Source organism: Amphritea atlantica, from assembly GCF_900111095.1.
Classification (GTDB): Bacteria; Pseudomonadota; Gammaproteobacteria; order Pseudomonadales; family Balneatricaceae; genus Amphritea; species Amphritea atlantica.
The window spans coordinates 1-15738 of sequence record NZ_FOGB01000006.1; the positions used below are offsets into that span (position 1 = coordinate 1).

Sequence of the window (15738 nt, forward strand, 5' to 3'; positions counted from 1 at the left end):
CTCAAACCGATTATGAAAGACGCGGACTGTTTGCTGGTTGACGGCACCATCTGGCGCGACGATGAGCTGATCACCTCCGGTGTTGGCGACAAGCTTGGCGTCACCATGGGCCATCTGGCGCAGTCCCGTAATGACGAAACCGGTAAGGGTGGCATGATCGACTTTCTGGATACGCTGGATAAGCCCCGGAAAGTGCTGATCCACATTAACAATACCAATCCGATACTGGATGAAGACTCACCGGAACGGGCCGAAGTGGAAGCCCACGGTATCGAAGTCTCCTGGGACGGAATGGGTATAGAACTCTGAGAGGTTTTACCATGAATGCACAGATGAACGAAGCCGGTAAAAAGCAGGATCAGCCACCCATGAGCCGGGACGAATTTGAACAGGCGCTGCGGGCAAAAAGCGCCTTCTATCATACACAGCACCCTTACCATATCGCCATGTACAACGGCAGCTGCACTAAGGAGCAGATTCAGGGCTGGGTGGCTAACCGGTTTTATTATCAGATCTCCATTCCGGTGAAAGATGCCGCGATTATGGCCAACTGCCCCGACCGGGAAGTGCGCCGGCACTGGGTGCAGCGAGTGCTGGATCATGATGGTTATGACGGCGCCGTGGGCGGCATCGAAGCCTGGTTGCAACTGGGTGAAGCGGTGGGTCTGACCCGCGAAGAGATCCTCTCTGAGGAACACGTGCTGCCGGGGGTTCGTTTTGCGGTGGATGCCTATGTCAATTTTGCCCGCCGGGCCGACTGGCATGAAGCGGCCAGCTCCTCGCTGACAGAACTGTTTGCACCGACGATCCATCAGAATCGTCTGGATACCTGGCCGGGACACTACCCCTGGATTAAAGAGGATGGCTATCAGTATTTCCGTAACCGTCTGACCGAAGCCCGTCGCGATGTGATACATGGGCTGGAGATCACGCTGGATTACTACAAAACCCGCGAGCAGCAGGAACGGATGCTCAACATCCTGCAGTTTAAACTGGATGTCCTCTGGACCATGCTGGATTCGATGACGATGGCGTATGAACTGAATCGTCCGCCGTATCACACCGTCACCGACGAGAAGATCTACCATAAAGGTCTGTTTGCATGAGCAGTGCAGACCAGACCGCTGCGATAACCCTGGAATCGGTGCCTGCGCTGAATCGCATGTTCCGCTTCCAGTGGGAGAAAGCGCAGGACTGTTACGTACTGCTCTATCCCGAGGGGATGGTCAAACTGAACGGCCCCGCCGGTGAAGTGCTGGCGCTGGTCGATGGTCAGCGTACTGCAGCGGATATTATCCAGACACTGCAGGCGAAATTCCCCGATGCCGAGGGGATCGACCGGGATATTCTGGATTTTTTAGGAGACGCCCGTGAGCAACTCTGGATCAGCCTGTAACGGTCAGCCTTCACAGGCTCCCTCTTTAAGCAGTATCCCAGGCCATGGCCAGCCGCTCTGGTTGCTGGCTGAACTGACCTATAAATGTCCACTACAGTGCCCCTATTGCGCCAACCCGGTGGACTTTGCCAGTAAAACGGGAGAGCTGACGACCGCTGAGTGGATCGATGTGTTTACGCAGGCCCGTGAACTGGGCGCTGCTCAACTGGGTTTTTCCGGCGGCGAGCCTCTGGTGCGTCAGGATCTGATCGAGCTGATCAGGGAAGCACGTAATCTGGGTTATTATTCCAACCTGATCACCTCAGGGGTGGGATTAAACGAGCGTAAGATTGCCGATTTCCGCGAGGCGGGGCTGGATCATATTCAGGTCAGCTTTCAGGCAGCAGATCCCGAAGTCAACAACCTGCTGGCGGGGTCGGAAAAGGCGTTTAAGCAGAAGCTGGCGATGGCCCGTGAAGTGAAAGCTCAGGGTTATCCGATGGTGCTTAACTTTGTCACCCATCGTCATAATATCGATCAGATCGACCGTATTATCGAACTTTGTGTTGAACTCAAAGCGGATTACGTTGAACTGGCCACCTGTCAGTATTATGGCTGGGCGTATGAAAACCGTAACGATCTGCTGCCCACCCGGGCGCAACTGGAACGGGCGGAACGGATCACCAATGAATATCGTGACCGGCTGGCGGCGGAAGGCAATCCGATCAAGATTATCTTTGTTACTCCGGACTACTACGAAGAGCGCCCCAAAGGCTGCATGAACGGCTGGGGCCAGGTATTTCTCACAGTCACCCCGGATGGCACTGCGCTGCCGTGTCACAGTGCCCGCATGCTGCCGATCGAGTTCCCCAATGTGCGGGAGCAGAGTATCGAGCAGATCTGGAACCAGTCCAATGGCTTCAATCACTTCCGTGGCTATGAGTGGATGAAAGAGCCGTGTCGTAGCTGTGATGAAAAAGAGAAGGATTTTGGTGGTTGTCGCTGCCAGGCCTTTATGATGACCGGTGATGCCAACAATACCGACCCGGTGTGCAGTAAATCACCTCATCACGATCTGATCATTCAGGCCCGGGAAGAGGCTGAGCTACCCTCCCACAAAGAACCGATCTACCGTAACGAGCGCAACTCAAAGGTGTTCTGCAAAAGCTGATATGGTAGCCTGATGCTCTCAACAGCCTGCGCGGATACCACCTCAATATGCCCAAGTATGGTTTCTTTGAATCCTCTCTCAGCGCCGCCGATGCCGTAGCGGCGGGGCTGGAATATGGTCAGCTGCACGCCTGTGATCTGGGCCTTTTCTGGGTGGAATACCGGCCAGCCGATGGCGGCCGAAACCTTCTGATTCAGCGCTGCTGGGATGGCCAGGTGCACTGTCTGACACCGCCAGGGTTTAGTGTCCGCAGTGGTGTCTGTGAGTATGGGGGTAAAAGTTGGTGTGTAGCGGGTCAGCAGATCGCTTTTGTGAATGCCGCTGATCAGCAGATCTGGTTGCAGAGCACAGAACAGCCTCCACGACAACTCACCGATACCCCCGACTGCCGCTATGGCGATCTGCTGTTTGATCCGCATTTTCAGCGTCTCCTCGCCGTTCAGGAACAAGCCACTGACGATCCCACACAACCCTGTCACCGCCTGGTGGCCGTTGATATTGTCAGCGGGCAGGTGAGCATTCTGGCGCAGGGCGATGATTTTTATGCATCGCCGACACTCAGTCACGATAGTCGCCAGCTGGCCTGGATAAGCTGGAACCACCCCCATATGCCCTGGGTCAGCACCCGGCTCAACCTCGCCAACGTCAATACAGACGGATCTTTAATTGACCATCGTATTGTCGCGGGAGAGGTAACCGAGGAATCAATTCAGCAGCCGCGATTCTCACAGGATGGCGCACTGGTCGCGATAACCGATAAAAGTGGTTGGTGGAGTTTATACCGTTATCTGTTTAATGAAGCGAATGATGAGAGCCGAGTGCCTGAAACCGGTTTGACAGATGCGGGGGGGCTGTCTGCGCCTGAATCGCCGCAACCTCTCTGTCCGCGGCATAACGACTTTGGCATTCCCCAGTGGCAACTGGGTGTGTCGACCTGGGATCAGTTGGATAACAACCGCTGGGTTGCCTGTTATATGGAGCAGGGTGAAGGGCGGTTAGTGATCGGCTCAGAGACAGATAATGAGAACATAGCGGAGACAAGGCTGGCGGAGAACTATGTTCTGTTCCGTCATATCTGCTGTTTTCGGGGCCGGATTTACTGCATCGCTGCGGCGAATGACCGGGCGCCCGCGATCCTTGAGTGCAGGCCAGAGTCGAACACCGATATCACCGTGATCGCAGGCGGCTCACAACCTGCGCTGAAACCCGTTCAGCCAAAACCGGTCAGCTATCCGGTAGCCGGTGAAACAGCATTCGGCTTTCTTTATCTGCCGCAACCGCCCGCTGATAACAAAGAAAAACCTCCGCTGATTGTGTTTAGTCACGGCGGGCCCACGGCAGCCACCTATCCCGTTTATAACCCCAAAATCCAGTTCTGGACCAGCCGGGGTTTCGCCGTTGTTGATCTTAATTATCGCGGCAGCACCGGCTATGGGCGTGATTATCGGTTGAGATTAGCCCGCAGTTGGGGACAGACGGACTGGGAGGATGCTGAGGCCGCAGTGGATTATCTGGCGAGAGAAGGCCTGATCGACGCGGATAATGTGTTTATTCGTGGCAGTAGTGCCGGTGGCTACACCACCCTCTGTGCGCTGACATTCAGTGACCGGTTTAAAGGCGGGGCCAGCTATTACGGTGTCAGTGATCCGCTAGCGTTGACCCGGGACACTCATAAGTTTGAAAGCCACTATCTTGACTGGCTGATTGGTGATCCTCAGATAGATGTCGATCTCTACCGCCAGCGTAGTCCGCTGGAACATGCCGAGCAGATTAAATGCCCGATGATCTTCTTTCAGGGGGGCAAAGACCGGGTGGTGGTGCCACAGCAGACAGAAGTAATGGTCAGCGCCCTGAAGAGCAATAAAGTACCCGTTGAATATCACCTGTATCCTGAAGAGCAACATGGCTTCAGGCAGGCAGACAATCAGATACACAGTCTTGAAGCTGAATTGCAGTTTTATCGGAGTCTTCTGAACTGATGCAGCCTCAATTTTGTTGTAGAGATCTCACCTGATAATGTCGCAATCTTCTGGTACAATGCGCGACCTTACAATATCGTCCTTAATCCTGCTGCCCTGGGGCAGAGGCATCGAGAATATTAACTACCGGAGTGACAATGAGTACAGAACAAGCTCTGCGTGATCGCAGCGAGTCAAAATGTGAGCTGTGTAGCGCAACCGATAACCTGAGTGTTTATGAAGTACCGCCAGGTTCAGTGGGTGGTGTCGATGACTCTGTGCTGGTGTGTGCCACCTGCAAAGGCCAGATTGAAAATCCAGAAACCATGGACGCTAACCACTGGCGTTGTCTGAACGACAGCATGTGGAATCCAGCACCGGCTGTGCAGGTTGTTGCATGGCGGATGCTTAACCGTCTGCGCAGCGAAGGCTGGCCGCAGGATCTGCTGGACATGATGTATCTGGATGATGAAACGTCACTCTGGGCGAAAGCTACCGGCGACCATCTGGATGATTCTGAAAAAGTGATTCACCGCGACAGCAATGGTGCCATTCTGGAAGCAGGCGATAACGTCGTGCTGATCAAAGATCTCGATGTGAAAGGTGCTGGCTTCACCGCCAAGCGGGGCACTGCGGTTCGCGGTATCTCTCTGGTGCAGGATAACGCAGAACATATCGAAGGTCGTGTCAACGGCACCCGCATTGTGATTCTGACCAAGTTTGTGAAGAAATCCTGATTCGGTTGTGAATGCTAAGAACGCGCCTCAGGGCGCGTTTTTTTATAGTAAATCTAAAGGGCTTGATGTACCTGCATAGTGTTCTCCAATCACATGCGTGTAGATCTGAGTGGTTTTAACATCGCTGTGGCCTAACAGTTCCTGTACGGTCCTGATATCCCTGCCAGCCTCTAGCAGGTGGGTAGCAAACGAATGTCTGAAGGTATGGCAACTCACACGTTTGAAGCGGATGTCGGTTTTAGCAACCGCTTGCTTTAACGCTTTTCGCGGTGCGGAATCATGCAAGTGATGTCGACATATCTGCCCGGAAAGTGGGTGCGGACATAAGTTGTTAGAGGGGAAAAGATACATCCACCCGGGTTGGCGAAAGGCGTTTGGGTATTTTCTATCAAGCGCAAATGGCAAAGAGGGGCCTATGCCCTGACGGTTGTCCTCCTGTTGAGTTTTCAACGCTATATCCATTTGTGCTTCTAACTCTGAAAATAGGTTGCGGCTTAAAATGGTTTGACGGTCTTTGCTTCCTTTCCCATCGCGTACCAATAACGCCCTACGTTCAAAGCAAATATCTTGAAGGCGCAACCGCAGGCACTCTGTAATACGCAGTCCGCTTCCATAGAGCAGTGAAAATATGAGTTTGTGACGACCTTCCATTTGGTTGAGAATTGAGCTGACCTCTGACGGAGTTAACACGACAGGCAGCCTTCTGGAACGAGTAGCCTGGTTAAAGCCCAGTTCTCCTAATTCAATCTTAAGAATTTTGTGGTACAAAAACGCTAAGGCGTTGAGTGCGGTTTTTTGAGTATTAATCGAGACATGTTGTTCATTAGCCATCCAGGATAAAAAAGCTGTTACCTGCACAGCGCCCATTTCTGCAGGGTGTTTTTTTTGATGGAACAAGATGTAGCGTTTGATCCAAAGAAGATAGGTTTTTTCAGTTCGTATACTATAGCCGCGCAATCGAATCTCTTTGCGAACCTGTTCCAGAAAAGGACTTTTAGGCATAACGCACCTCCGTGTGAAAATTATGCTTTCTGTATATATATACAGTTTATTTTATTCTGTCCAGCGGTTATGCTCGTTTAATCGTTTGAGAAGGCTCGTTTTGCTGCTTAGGTTTTTTGCAAAACATAATAAAAACAAAGGGATAGGTTAAAAATGCTGGTGGGATACTACGCCGGGTAAGGAATGCATATGCGCATTCTCGTTTTTATCTTAAAGGAGATCGCGATGTTCATAAATTCCTCTTTACTATCTGATAGTTATCATCCCTTTAGGCAATTCAGCTCGGTATGCATATGCGCCGGCATAGTATTAAAATGTTATATTTCAAGGATAGTTATGAGAAAGCTGATAGTTTTAATTATTACTGTGTTGGGCCTATATGGTTGTTCTGCTACAGGCCCTGTTTTCAAGCCAGTCGAAACTACTTCCCATGATAGAGCTACGGTTTACATATATCGACCATATGTATTCTTTAACGCGGGTGGGTGGCCTGAAATTTATGTGGATGAAAAAAAGCTCTTTGCCCTTAAAAATCAGGGGTATGGTGTTGTTCATTTGAGACCAGGCGAACATCAAATAAAGGCTGAAGGCTCTATGTTATTTACAAATTGGTATCCCGGCCCAATGGAAATATCACATAACTTTAAGGCAAACCATGAATACTATGTGAGGGTAACGCCACAAATGACAGATGCAATGGTGGTTGGCAGCATCATGACAATGGCCGGAAAAGCCAACGTTTCAATTATTCCAAAAGAAAACGCAATAAAAGAAATCTCAGACACAAAGAAAATTATTGATATTGAAATATAACAAAGCCAGCCAGCAGGACCGCTTACTCGTCGCTTCGCTCCGTTGCGGCGGCCGCTGCTTGCGACGTTATAACTCGTAGCGTTACCTATGAACAAAGAATTTAGAGAGTATTTAGAGTTGCATATAAATGAACTATACTCTTTAGAAGGTAAATCATTCAAAACCAGGATATTTAGCTCCCTAGAAAAAGCCATACCTGATTCAACACTTGAAATAACGGAGGTTTTTACTAGCGATGAATTAGAACAAGTCTGGAAAAACTTTGATTCGCATACTTCTGAGTTGGGTATTGCCCCTATAGCTGAGTTTTATGGAAATATGGTTTTATGTCTGGGGCATGAAAGAAATAATTTTGGTAAAGTTTACTATTTTGATTTCGATTTCGGCTGCATAGGTCTTTGCGATTCACTATCGGAGTTCTCTGCTCATGTTCAGGAAGGCTAGTCAACGTTATAACAAGTTGCACCAACTGACATTTTTTCCGTCGCTCCTTTTTGTGCTTAATAGCACAAACGGGCTCCTCCAAAAATGCAGTTGTGCAAAGCGTTATAACCCAAAAGAAAAATACTGGTAGTTGGTTTCAAAAAAAGAAACCAATGGTTCCAAAAAACGGTTTTAAATTAAGCGGTAAAGAGCATGGGGGTTTCATGATTAAGAATAATAATTTTGAAATGCCCTGGCTTCGGTAAAAGAAAGCATTCGAGTATCGGCACACGTAAAAGTATGGAGTGTTACTTCAATAAATTCTTGCTTTCATTTAAGTACAGCGGTATTTTCGAGTCTCGTTAAAAACAAACCACCCAGCTTCAAGGGTCTGAGGCAACATGCACATTATCGGTTATAACAAGGGCCTTCAAAGGATTCGCGGCACTGTTCGTGCCGCTTCGGTAAGTGCTGTGGCGCTCACCTTTGAGGCTGGGCGTTATGGCTAAAAAAACTGAGAATAATTCATGGAATTTGAACAAATAGATTCAATAGAAAAGCTTCAAGAGCTATATGGCATGCCAACGGAGCTAGTTATAAAGAAGCAAAAGACTAAACTCGACAAATATAGCAAACAGTTTTTAGAACTGTCCCCATTCTCAGTGCTGGCAACATCAAGCTTAGAAGGTAATATGGACTGTTCACCGAGAGGTGACTACCCCGGTTTCATCCGAGTATTGGATGACAATACTATTGCATTGCCAGACAGACCAGGGAATAACCGTTTGGATAGTTTGTACAACGTTATAGAGAATCCTAATGTTGGGCTTTTAATATTAGTCCCGGGCTTCGCCGAATGCCTACGGATTAATGGCGTTGCGAAAGTAGCAATTAATGCTAGTCTACTTTCTCAATTTGAGCACCAAGGTAAGCTGCCTAAATCTGTATTAGTTATTTCAATCAAAGAAATATACTTTCATTGTGCCAAGGCTATTACTCGTTCCAAGCTATGGGCTTCCGAATCACAGATAGAGCGTAATATTATGCCGAGTCTAGGAAAAATACTGATGCACCAGATTGATCCTTCAAAATCAGAAGACGAAGTCAAGAATGTAGAAGAGTTAATCGAAAACAGGGTGAAAACCACTCTGTACTGAGCATGGCCATAACAAACCGCTCAAACATCGTTCCGGCTGCAAAAAGCGCAGCCTCCTCTGGACTCGCTAACGCTCGCCGTTTAGCGGGGCGTTATGAGTCAATGAGTATCTAATTATGTCGGTAGAACCACATCTGATATACCAGTCCATGATGCTGGAAATAAAGATACGAATTAGTAGGGAAAGATAGGACAGGCACTCTTTAAAAAGAAACAGGCTTCTCATGTGTTTAGAATGAGGCATCGTTTTATTTCTAAACAGGTGAAAGATAGCAGAAAAGGAAAGATAGGACAGGCACTCTTTAAAAAGAAACAGGCTTCTCATGTGTTTAGAATGAGGCATCGTTTTATTTCTAATACCAGGAAGCCTGCAATGATGTCGATTTGACTAAATACCCGGATTGCAGCCTTTTTCAGCCAGTTTTAGCATGTGAACGGGGTCAGGTCTTGCATTTTGCAAACATACTACTAAGTTGAATGGTAGGTAACTATCAGGATTTGTGTTGTGGCTCGACCCTTAAGAATTGAATTTGCAGGCGCGCTGTATCACGTTACGGCCAGAGGGAATGCGCGAGCGCCCATTTATTTCTCAGATGAAGATCGCGATGCATTCTTAACATTGCTTGCAGAGGTATGTAATCGTTTTAACTGGGCATGTCATGCCTACTGTCTGATGGATAATCATTACCATTTATTAATTGAAACGGCAGATGCAAACCTTTCTAAAGGAATGCGCCAGTTGAATGGCGTGTTTACCCAATACATCAATAGAACTCATAGTCGGGTAGGACATCTTTTTCAGGGGCGATACAAAGCTATTCTGGTTGAGAAAGATAGCTACCTGCAGGAATTGAGTCGTTACATTGTTCTTAACCCTGTACGAGCAAGAATGGTGTACAACGCAGAAGAGTGGCCATGGAGTAGTTACCGTGCAATGGTGGGATTAAGTGAGCCCCGTAGCTGTTTGACGCTTGAAGCGGTGCTGTCAGTGTTTGGGTTAAAACAGGAAAAAGCGCAACAGGTGTACCGTCTATTTGTTGATGATGGCCTTAATCAGCTTTCACCCTGGGAGGAATTAAAAAATCAGGTCTATCTGGGTTCGGATGCTTTTGTCGACGAGGTTCAATGCCAATTGAAACCTGATCAGTCATTAGAAGAGATCCCGCGCTTACAGAAAAGCGGACCACTGAAGGCACTATCCTATTATGCAAAAAAATATCCTGATCGAAACGAAGCAATGATCAAGGCCTATCAAAGTCAGCACTATACGCTGAGGAAAGATAGGACACTGAGGAAAGATAGGACAGGCACTCTTTAAAAAGAAACAGGCTTCTCATGTGTTTAGAATGAGGCATCGTTTTATTTCTAATACCAGGAAGCCTGCAATGATGTCGATTTGGCTAAATACCCGGATTGCAGCCTTTTTCAGCCAGTTTTTACCCTCAGTTGTTACCAACTGATCACGCTTTGGCTAAGTTCTTTTAGGTATTTCAGGCGGCTTGAGCTGATCGTCGCTTGCGGGCGAATTTTTTTGGATAGAGCATTTCAAATTGTGTCGCGTTGCTGAGCCATTCTTTTTGATCTATTTCGAGCCTTTTCAATATCGGAGGCAGGTGCATAGCAATAGCACCGCGCTTATCGTTGCGCACGATTCGTCCAGTCAGATCAACCAGAGTCAGGTAGTCCTGCAGACTGAACAGTATGCCAGCCTGTTCCTCATTCCGAGCATCTCCCTCAAAGGGTAACAGTGGTTTGACCGGGAACGGGAACGGCTGCAATGTCTGTTGCTCCTGTTGGAATTGAATGGCGCAGCTGGAGTCTGATTGAGGGGCGATTCTTTGTTTAAGACTGGTGTGTTCAGAGGTCTCTGGTGTCTCTGCCATATCGGCACGTATGGGGTTCAGGTCGACATAGGCCATGCAGGAAAGTAAAGCCTCTTCCGTTAACAGTGCCTGACATTTAAACCGCGATTCCCAGAAGTGGCCACTGCAGTGGTCTTCTTGATTGGCTTGTCGGGCGATCGGTTCATTGAGACATTTCATAAACCAACTGAGACTGGTAAGGCGTTTCCGATAAACCGCTATGGTGTCACTAACCGAGCGTATTTGCGCGCTGGTCAGTGTGTCTCCTGTCCGCCACCGCTGGATAAGTAAGGGGCCTTTGAATAAGCTGAGCCAGCGGTCAACCACATCGGTATCTGACCATGCTAAGGCTTCATCCGCGTTCAGTTTAACCACGATATGGTGGTGATTAGACATAATGGCATAGGCGCACACATCGATTGCAAAAAGGGAAGAGAGTATACGTATGCGGTCTTCTATCCATTGCCGCCGGTGTGCGTAATTTTTACCGGTAGCATGGTCTATACCACATAAAAAAGAGCGCCGAACACAGCGGGAAACGACATGGTAGTAGGGTGTGTCTTGAATACAGACCTGTTCCTTTCTGGGGCGAGTCATCGTTAAAGTCCTTTTTTCGATGGTTTGGGGGGTGAACAATCTTAGTCTGGAATTGCACTGAAGAGTTGTCAATGTTTTGAAGAAGAATTGAAGAATGCCTGTCCCTGTTTAATTGCTGTTTAATTATCCTGTTTAATTATTTAGTAGGGTGTTCTTTTTAACGGCTCTTGCGGTTATGGAGCTGTTATTTTTAAATTAAACTGCATTGACCCATTCAAACGCTGATTCTATCGCTAAGTTATCTTGATAACTCTTTGATATTTTTAATAGATCTGTAAGTAAGCCTCGATAGTTCAGCGTTAATCCTACAATGATGTACCTATCAGTTTGCCAATAGAGAGTGTCTGAAGAGGGACCTTTATGAATGATATTAAGTTTACCAAAGATGAGACTGACCGGATTGTCAGTAATATAAATGCGAAAAGGGGACAGATTTATTTTCTGAGGATGGTCTTAAAGGTATGCATTCCCACGCAGGAGCGTGGGAACGAGTTAATAAGTAAGTAAAACCCCTTGTAGACTCACGATCTAGCGCTTGTTCCAGCAAGCGACGCAGTCTCGTCGAGCCGCGTAGCGGCGTTCTGGCCACGGCTCTTTTAACTATTGCGCGGTTTGCACTTCCTGTTCGATAGTTTGTCGTAGCTCCATTGGCAGGTGAAGAGCATCCCCCAGACGATCCAGATAACGCCGTTCTTCGTCGGTATCGAGATCAATCGCTAGCATCGATGCCAGGTAGATCTCTGTGGCCTGTTCATCGTTCTCAGACAGACGCGCAATCATGATGGGGTCACTGTCCGCTCGCAGTTGCTGCACCAGGAACTGTTGCTCTTCTGCACCGATACCCAGATCGCTGATCTGTTGTTCAATGCGGGCGCGTTCGGTTGCATCGATATGACCATCGGCCTTAGCCGCGCTAATCATTGCCCGCACCAGGATCAGACGCATATCTTCGCCCTGTTGAGTTTGCTTTTCCTCTGCAAGGTCAAAGATACTACCAGTGGGAGCCGCAGGCAGGGCAGTGACGCCCGGATCAGATACGACGGTAGAGGTTTGCGTAATGGTCTGTGGTTGTGCCGCGGCCTGGTTTTCCTGATAGTCACGCCAGGCTTTGTAAGCCATTCCGCCAACTGCTGCTATGCCACCATATTTGATTGCCTTTCCACCCATCTTGCGGGCTTTTTTGTTGGTCAGTAGCATGGTGGCTAATCCTCCGACAGCAACACCACCCAGCAAACCACCTGGCATAGAACCGGATTTGGCAGTCTTCACTGCTTTATCGATTCCTGCGCCAGTGTTACCCATAATGCTGTTTAAGAGTGAGTTAACATCCATGATCGAGAGCCTCTGCAATTTTGTCAGTCAGTAAAAGTTAAGAACTCAGTTTAATATAATCAGATTGAGTTATTTAGTCCCTGAAAATACTGATAAGTTCACTTAAATCCACCCAGTTTCAACAGTTTATCTGGCTTCAGCGGATTAAAAGATTAGAGGCGTGAGAAGCTGTAAACCCTATCGTTGAGTAGTTAGGGCCTCGTAGCAGAAAAAGCCTGGTGAATTGAACAAGAAAATATTGAGACCGTGATGTTTCAGAAAAAATTAAGCATTATTGGGTAGAATAAAGTGTCTCACTGGCTCTGGTTGTTATCAGCTACGGCTCAACAAAGAAGCTGCCTGTTGTCGAGTGAGGTTGCCGTGGAGGCGATATTTTCAACAATAAGGAAGCTCTTCTGTGACAGTGATTCGAGAGATGGATATTTCCGATTATGATGCGGTTATCAGTCTGTGGGGGCAAACTGAGCATATGTCTCTGCGGGATGCTGATTCGAAACACAGTATTGGCCTATACCTGCAGCGTAATCCGGGATTGAGTTTTGTGGCTTCAGATAGCCGCAGTGTGATTGGTGCTGTTCTGGTAGGTACTGATGGTCGGCGTGGCTATCTACAGCATTTAGCTGTGTCTTCCGAACATCGTGGTCAGGGGATAGGTCGGCAGCTCGTTGCCGCATCGGTTAACGCGCTGGCAGCGATGGGGATCGCTAAAACCCATCTGTTTGTGTATCGCGAGAATGTTAAGGCACAGAGATTTTATGAACAGTCAGGCTGGTTTTTGCGCAATGATGTTCGCATGTACTCCTTTAATAGTTCAACTAATGACAATGTATAGAAGCGGGTTCAGAGTTGTTTCGAGAGCCAATGTTTCTGCTCAGCTGTGAGCTGATTACGGCAGGACATTAAATAAAAGGTGTAGCGCAAAACGATGAAGTCGGTATTTCGAACATTTGAACCATCTGATCTGGAAAGCCTGGTGGCGCTGATGAAACAGCTGGGTTATGAGCATACGATGGATTCATTGGCAGCTAATGTCCGTAGAGTGAAAACACGCGAGGGTGAAGTGTTTGTGGCTGAGGTTAACGGCAAAGTAGTTGGCGTTATATCCGCGATAATGGATGTACGCCTGGCTGAAGGGGTGTCGGGTGAGATTGTCAGCTTAGTGGTGTCCGATCAGGCCCGTGGTCTGGGGCTAGTGTTGATGGCCGAAGCCTGGCTGAAACAGTACACCTCGAATATTCGGGTTCGGGCTAACGTTCTCAGAACTGAAGCCCACGACTTTTATGAGAAACAGGGCTACAGATTAAAAAAACGACAGGCAGTGTTTCAGAAAGAGTGGTAGTCATGAAAAACTGAGTTTGCAGGGAATCTGTATGAGTGATATCAAATTTACCAAAGATGAGACTGACCGGATTGTCAGTCATATCAAAAAATACTTTAACGATGAATTGGACCAGGAGATCGGTGGTTTCGAAGCTGAGTTCCTGATGGACTTCTTTGCCCGGGAGATCGGACCTGTGTTTTACAACCGTGGACTGTCTGATGCCCGGGATATCTTTGCGGCAAAAGCCGAGGAGATAGGCTATCTGGTTGAGGAGCTTGAGAAGCCGGTCGGTTAAGCCAGCGGATATGGTAAGGAGTTATTTTGAACGGACAAAAAAACACCCTCAACGGTCCAGTCCCCGATGATAAAGCACCGATGAAAGGGTTTCCTCAGATAGGCTATCTGAAAAACTACATTACCTCTGAAAATATCCTTGTGGGTGACTATACCTACTATGATGATCCCGAAGGCCCTGAACGGTTTGAAACCAATGTGCTTTACCACTTTCCCTTTATTGGTGACAAACTGATTATTGGCCGTTTTTGTGCCATTGCCAAAGATGTACAGTTTATTATGAACGGTGCAAACCATCAGATGTCTGGTTTTTCCACCTACCCATTCTATATTTTCGGCAATGGTTGGGAGAAGGTAGCACCAGAAGCTAGTGCGCTGCCCTATAAAGGTGATACCGAGATTGGCAATGATGTCTGGATCGGTTATCAGGCGACCATTATGCCGGGGGTCAAGGTTGGCTGTGGTGCGATAATTGGCAGCAAATCGGTAGTGGTCAGTGATGTTCCTGCCTACAGTATCGTGGGGGGCAATCCTGCCAGGGTCATCAGGTATCGTTTTGATGCGCAGACGATCAGTGAATTATTGGCGATCGCCTGGTGGGACTGGAGTGCAGAGAAAATTACTAACAATCTGCAAGCCATAGTGGGTTGTGATCTGGCAGAGCTGCAACGAACAAGTCAGGGCTGATTGGTTGACCCGCAGGCGTCGCAGTAGAGAATAGAAAAAAATTGAGGCAAAATAGAGCCAGCCTTTAGCACGTGTCGCTAACCAAAGGCTGGCCTGTCGGGATGTCTCCCGGTTTTGTGTGTGACGCACCGCTCGTTATGAGAGCCGCGTTAAAACATTAATGTACTTTTTTCTAACGCACCTTTTCTAACGTAGCGGCTTCGGTATGGGTAAACTCTTTACCATAGATGTTGAGTTGCGTTGTTTGTGTGTAGGACAGTGTGTCTGCGGCAATATCCAGCGTCATGGAATATGCCTGGCTGGTGGCGTTTTTGCTCATATAAGAGGATTCAGCGATACCTCTCTGAGGCGCTGTCAGTGTCATTTTCACGCCTGCTGTGCCTTCTGCGACGACACAGACGGCTCTCGGGACGCAGAAGGAGTTATAGACCATCTGGTTCTTTTTGTCGTAAATCAGATAACCCCGTTGGTCATGAAATTTTGCATCATCACGCTGTCTGAAGACCTCTTGTTTGTAGTAGATCGCAACAAGAGACTGGTCACTGGCATTGACCGCGTCAGCTGCCGCTTCAAATGTTCTGACTTCGTAGTAGGGTTCTATGGCTTTGCCGCCTTCACCAACCGCTGAGCCTGTTCTTCCGGGGGCGATGTCTACGCCGGGCGTTACGCTTTTCCATGTACCGATTAACGGTTGTAGTGGCCCAAAGTCAACGTCCTGAGCGATAGCCGGTGTAGTACAGGACAGTGAAAAAGTGATAGCGGTCAGAGCTATCGCAGGTAGGTGTCTAAACGTTTTCATCGGAATTTCCATCTTGATGTTGATGGGTAGTATCACCTTGCTGCCACTACACTTGATTAAAAAAACATACAAAAATGAACTCAAGCCTGCAGTGGTAGTCAGTAGGTGAGACCGATGTTATGTCATTACTATCGGTTGCTATATGGGAGTTACGTCCCTGTGATTTTTTAAGTGATTGATTTCAAAGCATAGGATGTTTGTCACATGCTCT

Annotated in this window: 18 protein-coding genes; 14 read left to right on the plus strand and 4 right to left on the minus strand. The window is 48.0% G+C overall.

Annotated elements, in window-relative coordinates; genetic code table 11:
- From BMY09_RS11035 to BMY09_RS11060, 6 genes are all read left to right on the plus strand, one after another.
- The coding region (locus BMY09_RS11035) for an MBL fold metallo-hydrolase (RefSeq protein ID WP_245756560.1) at window positions 1-309 on the plus strand (309 nt) is incomplete at its 5' end.
- An 11-nt stretch (window positions 310-320) separates the two neighbouring features.
- Entirely contained in the window at window positions 321-1106 is a 786-nt protein-coding gene (gene pqqC, locus BMY09_RS11040; RefSeq protein ID WP_091357939.1) for a pyrroloquinoline-quinone synthase PqqC, read from the plus strand.
- Window positions 1103-1396 (plus strand): pyrroloquinoline quinone biosynthesis peptide chaperone PqqD, encoded by a 294-nt coding sequence (gene pqqD, locus BMY09_RS11045; protein WP_091357944.1) that lies wholly within the window; start codon window positions 1103-1105, stop codon window positions 1394-1396. Before pqqC ends, pqqD begins: the two co-directional genes overlap by 4 nt.
- Before the next feature lie 34 nt (window positions 1397-1430).
- The gene (pqqE, locus tag BMY09_RS11050) at window positions 1431-2546 is read left to right on the plus strand and encodes a pyrroloquinoline quinone biosynthesis protein PqqE (RefSeq protein WP_091358580.1); all 1116 of its coding nucleotides are present in this window, start codon (window positions 1431-1433) and stop codon (window positions 2544-2546) included.
- Window positions 2547-2593: 47 nt separating this feature from the next.
- Window positions 2594-4525 (plus strand): alpha/beta hydrolase family protein, encoded by a 1932-nt coding sequence (locus tag BMY09_RS11055; protein WP_091357948.1) that lies wholly within the window; start codon window positions 2594-2596, stop codon window positions 4523-4525.
- Between the two features lie 137 nt (window positions 4526-4662).
- On the plus strand, window positions 4663-5241 hold the full coding sequence (locus BMY09_RS11060; protein WP_091357950.1) for a PhnA domain-containing protein: 579 nt from the start codon (window positions 4663-4665) through the stop codon (window positions 5239-5241).
- Between the two features lie 42 nt (window positions 5242-5283).
- On the opposite strand, the gene BMY09_RS11065 is transcribed toward BMY09_RS11060, so the two are convergent.
- Window positions 5284-6243 carry an integron integrase gene (locus BMY09_RS11065; protein WP_091357954.1) on the minus strand — a complete coding sequence of 320 codons (960 nt, stop codon included), beginning with the start codon at window positions 6241-6243 and terminating at the stop codon, window positions 5284-5286.
- Window positions 6244-6579: 336 nt separating this feature from the next.
- Between BMY09_RS11065 and BMY09_RS11070 the strand changes: the two genes are divergently transcribed.
- The 4 genes from BMY09_RS11070 to BMY09_RS11085 all read left to right on the plus strand — a co-directional run bounded on the left by BMY09_RS11070 (window position 6580) and on the right by BMY09_RS11085 (window position 9953).
- Window positions 6580-7056, plus strand: a complete 477-nt coding sequence (locus tag BMY09_RS11070; protein WP_175483513.1) for a DUF2846 domain-containing protein — start codon at window positions 6580-6582, stop codon at window positions 7054-7056.
- Window positions 7057-7143: 87 nt separating this feature from the next.
- Complete coding sequence (locus BMY09_RS11075) at window positions 7144-7500, plus strand: hypothetical protein (RefSeq protein ID WP_091357959.1); 357 nt, start codon at window positions 7144-7146, stop codon at window positions 7498-7500.
- Window positions 7501-8006: 506 nt separating this feature from the next.
- Window positions 8007-8636 carry a pyridoxamine 5'-phosphate oxidase family protein gene (locus BMY09_RS11080; RefSeq protein WP_091357962.1) on the plus strand — a complete coding sequence of 210 codons (630 nt, stop codon included), beginning with the start codon at window positions 8007-8009 and terminating at the stop codon, window positions 8634-8636.
- A gap of 504 nt (window positions 8637-9140) precedes the next feature.
- Window positions 9141-9953, plus strand: coding sequence for an REP-associated tyrosine transposase (locus BMY09_RS11085; RefSeq protein ID WP_091357965.1), 813 nt, complete (start codon window positions 9141-9143; stop codon window positions 9951-9953).
- 172 nt (window positions 9954-10125) lie between these two features.
- Here the strand turns inward: BMY09_RS11085 and BMY09_RS11090 are convergent, their stop codons facing one another.
- Window positions 10126-11094 carry a transposase gene (locus BMY09_RS11090; protein ID WP_091357966.1) on the minus strand — a complete coding sequence of 323 codons (969 nt, stop codon included), beginning with the start codon at window positions 11092-11094 and terminating at the stop codon, window positions 10126-10128.
- A gap of 600 nt (window positions 11095-11694) precedes the next feature.
- The gene (locus tag BMY09_RS11095) at window positions 11695-12426 is read right to left on the minus strand and encodes a tellurite resistance TerB family protein (RefSeq protein ID WP_091357969.1); all 732 of its coding nucleotides are present in this window, start codon (window positions 12424-12426) and stop codon (window positions 11695-11697) included.
- A gap of 397 nt (window positions 12427-12823) precedes the next feature.
- Between BMY09_RS11095 and BMY09_RS11100 the strand changes: the two genes are divergently transcribed.
- The 4 genes from BMY09_RS11100 (at window position 12824) to BMY09_RS11115 (ending at window position 14728) form a co-directional block, all read left to right on the plus strand.
- Window positions 12824-13258: a GNAT family N-acetyltransferase gene (locus BMY09_RS11100; RefSeq protein ID WP_091357970.1), complete on the plus strand. Its 435-nt coding sequence runs from the start codon at window positions 12824-12826 to the stop codon at window positions 13256-13258.
- 93 nt (window positions 13259-13351) lie between these two features.
- Complete coding sequence (locus tag BMY09_RS11105) at window positions 13352-13765, plus strand: GNAT family N-acetyltransferase (protein WP_091357974.1); 414 nt, start codon at window positions 13352-13354, stop codon at window positions 13763-13765.
- Between the two features lie 31 nt (window positions 13766-13796).
- Complete coding sequence (locus BMY09_RS11110) at window positions 13797-14042, plus strand: DUF2164 domain-containing protein (RefSeq protein WP_091357977.1); 246 nt, start codon at window positions 13797-13799, stop codon at window positions 14040-14042.
- Between the two features lie 26 nt (window positions 14043-14068).
- Window positions 14069-14728 carry a Vat family streptogramin A O-acetyltransferase gene (locus BMY09_RS11115; RefSeq protein WP_245756561.1) on the plus strand — a complete coding sequence of 220 codons (660 nt, stop codon included), beginning with the start codon at window positions 14069-14071 and terminating at the stop codon, window positions 14726-14728.
- Between the two features lie 172 nt (window positions 14729-14900).
- Here BMY09_RS11115 and BMY09_RS11120 read toward each other — a convergent pair whose 3' ends face one another.
- Entirely contained in the window at window positions 14901-15527 is a 627-nt protein-coding gene (locus BMY09_RS11120; RefSeq protein ID WP_091357980.1) for a heme-binding beta-barrel domain-containing protein, read from the minus strand.
- Window positions 15528-15738: the final 211 nt, after the last annotated feature.

Bases quoted from the DNA above. Each gene is read 5' to 3' on its own strand.
- BMY09_RS11070 (WP_175483513.1), top strand. From the start codon at position 6,580: ATGAGAAAGCTGATAGTTTTAATTATTACTGTGTTGGGCCTATATGGT.
- BMY09_RS11105 (WP_091357974.1), top strand. From the start codon at position 13,352: ATGAAGTCGGTATTTCGAACATTTGAACCATCTGATCTGGAAAGCCTG.
- BMY09_RS11095 (WP_091357969.1), bottom strand. From the start codon at position 12,426: ATGGATGTTAACTCACTCTTAAACAGCATTATGGGTAACACTGGCGCA.
- BMY09_RS11110 (WP_091357977.1), top strand. From the start codon at position 13,797: ATGAGTGATATCAAATTTACCAAAGATGAGACTGACCGGATTGTCAGT.
- pqqC (WP_091357939.1), top strand. From the start codon at position 321: ATGAATGCACAGATGAACGAAGCCGGTAAAAAGCAGGATCAGCCACCC.
- BMY09_RS11090 (WP_091357966.1), bottom strand. From the start codon at position 11,094: ATGACTCGCCCCAGAAAGGAACAGGTCTGTATTCAAGACACACCCTAC.
- BMY09_RS11080 (WP_091357962.1), top strand. From the start codon at position 8,007: ATGGAATTTGAACAAATAGATTCAATAGAAAAGCTTCAAGAGCTATAT.
- BMY09_RS11075 (WP_091357959.1), top strand. From the start codon at position 7,144: ATGAACAAAGAATTTAGAGAGTATTTAGAGTTGCATATAAATGAACTA.
- BMY09_RS11065 (WP_091357954.1), bottom strand. From the start codon at position 6,243: ATGCCTAAAAGTCCTTTTCTGGAACAGGTTCGCAAAGAGATTCGATTG.
- BMY09_RS11120 (WP_091357980.1), bottom strand. From the start codon at position 15,527: ATGAAAACGTTTAGACACCTACCTGCGATAGCTCTGACCGCTATCACT.
- pqqD (WP_091357944.1), top strand. From the start codon at position 1,103: ATGAGCAGTGCAGACCAGACCGCTGCGATAACCCTGGAATCGGTGCCT.
- BMY09_RS11055 (WP_091357948.1), top strand. From the start codon at position 2,594: ATGCCCAAGTATGGTTTCTTTGAATCCTCTCTCAGCGCCGCCGATGCC.
- BMY09_RS11060 (WP_091357950.1), top strand. From the start codon at position 4,663: ATGAGTACAGAACAAGCTCTGCGTGATCGCAGCGAGTCAAAATGTGAG.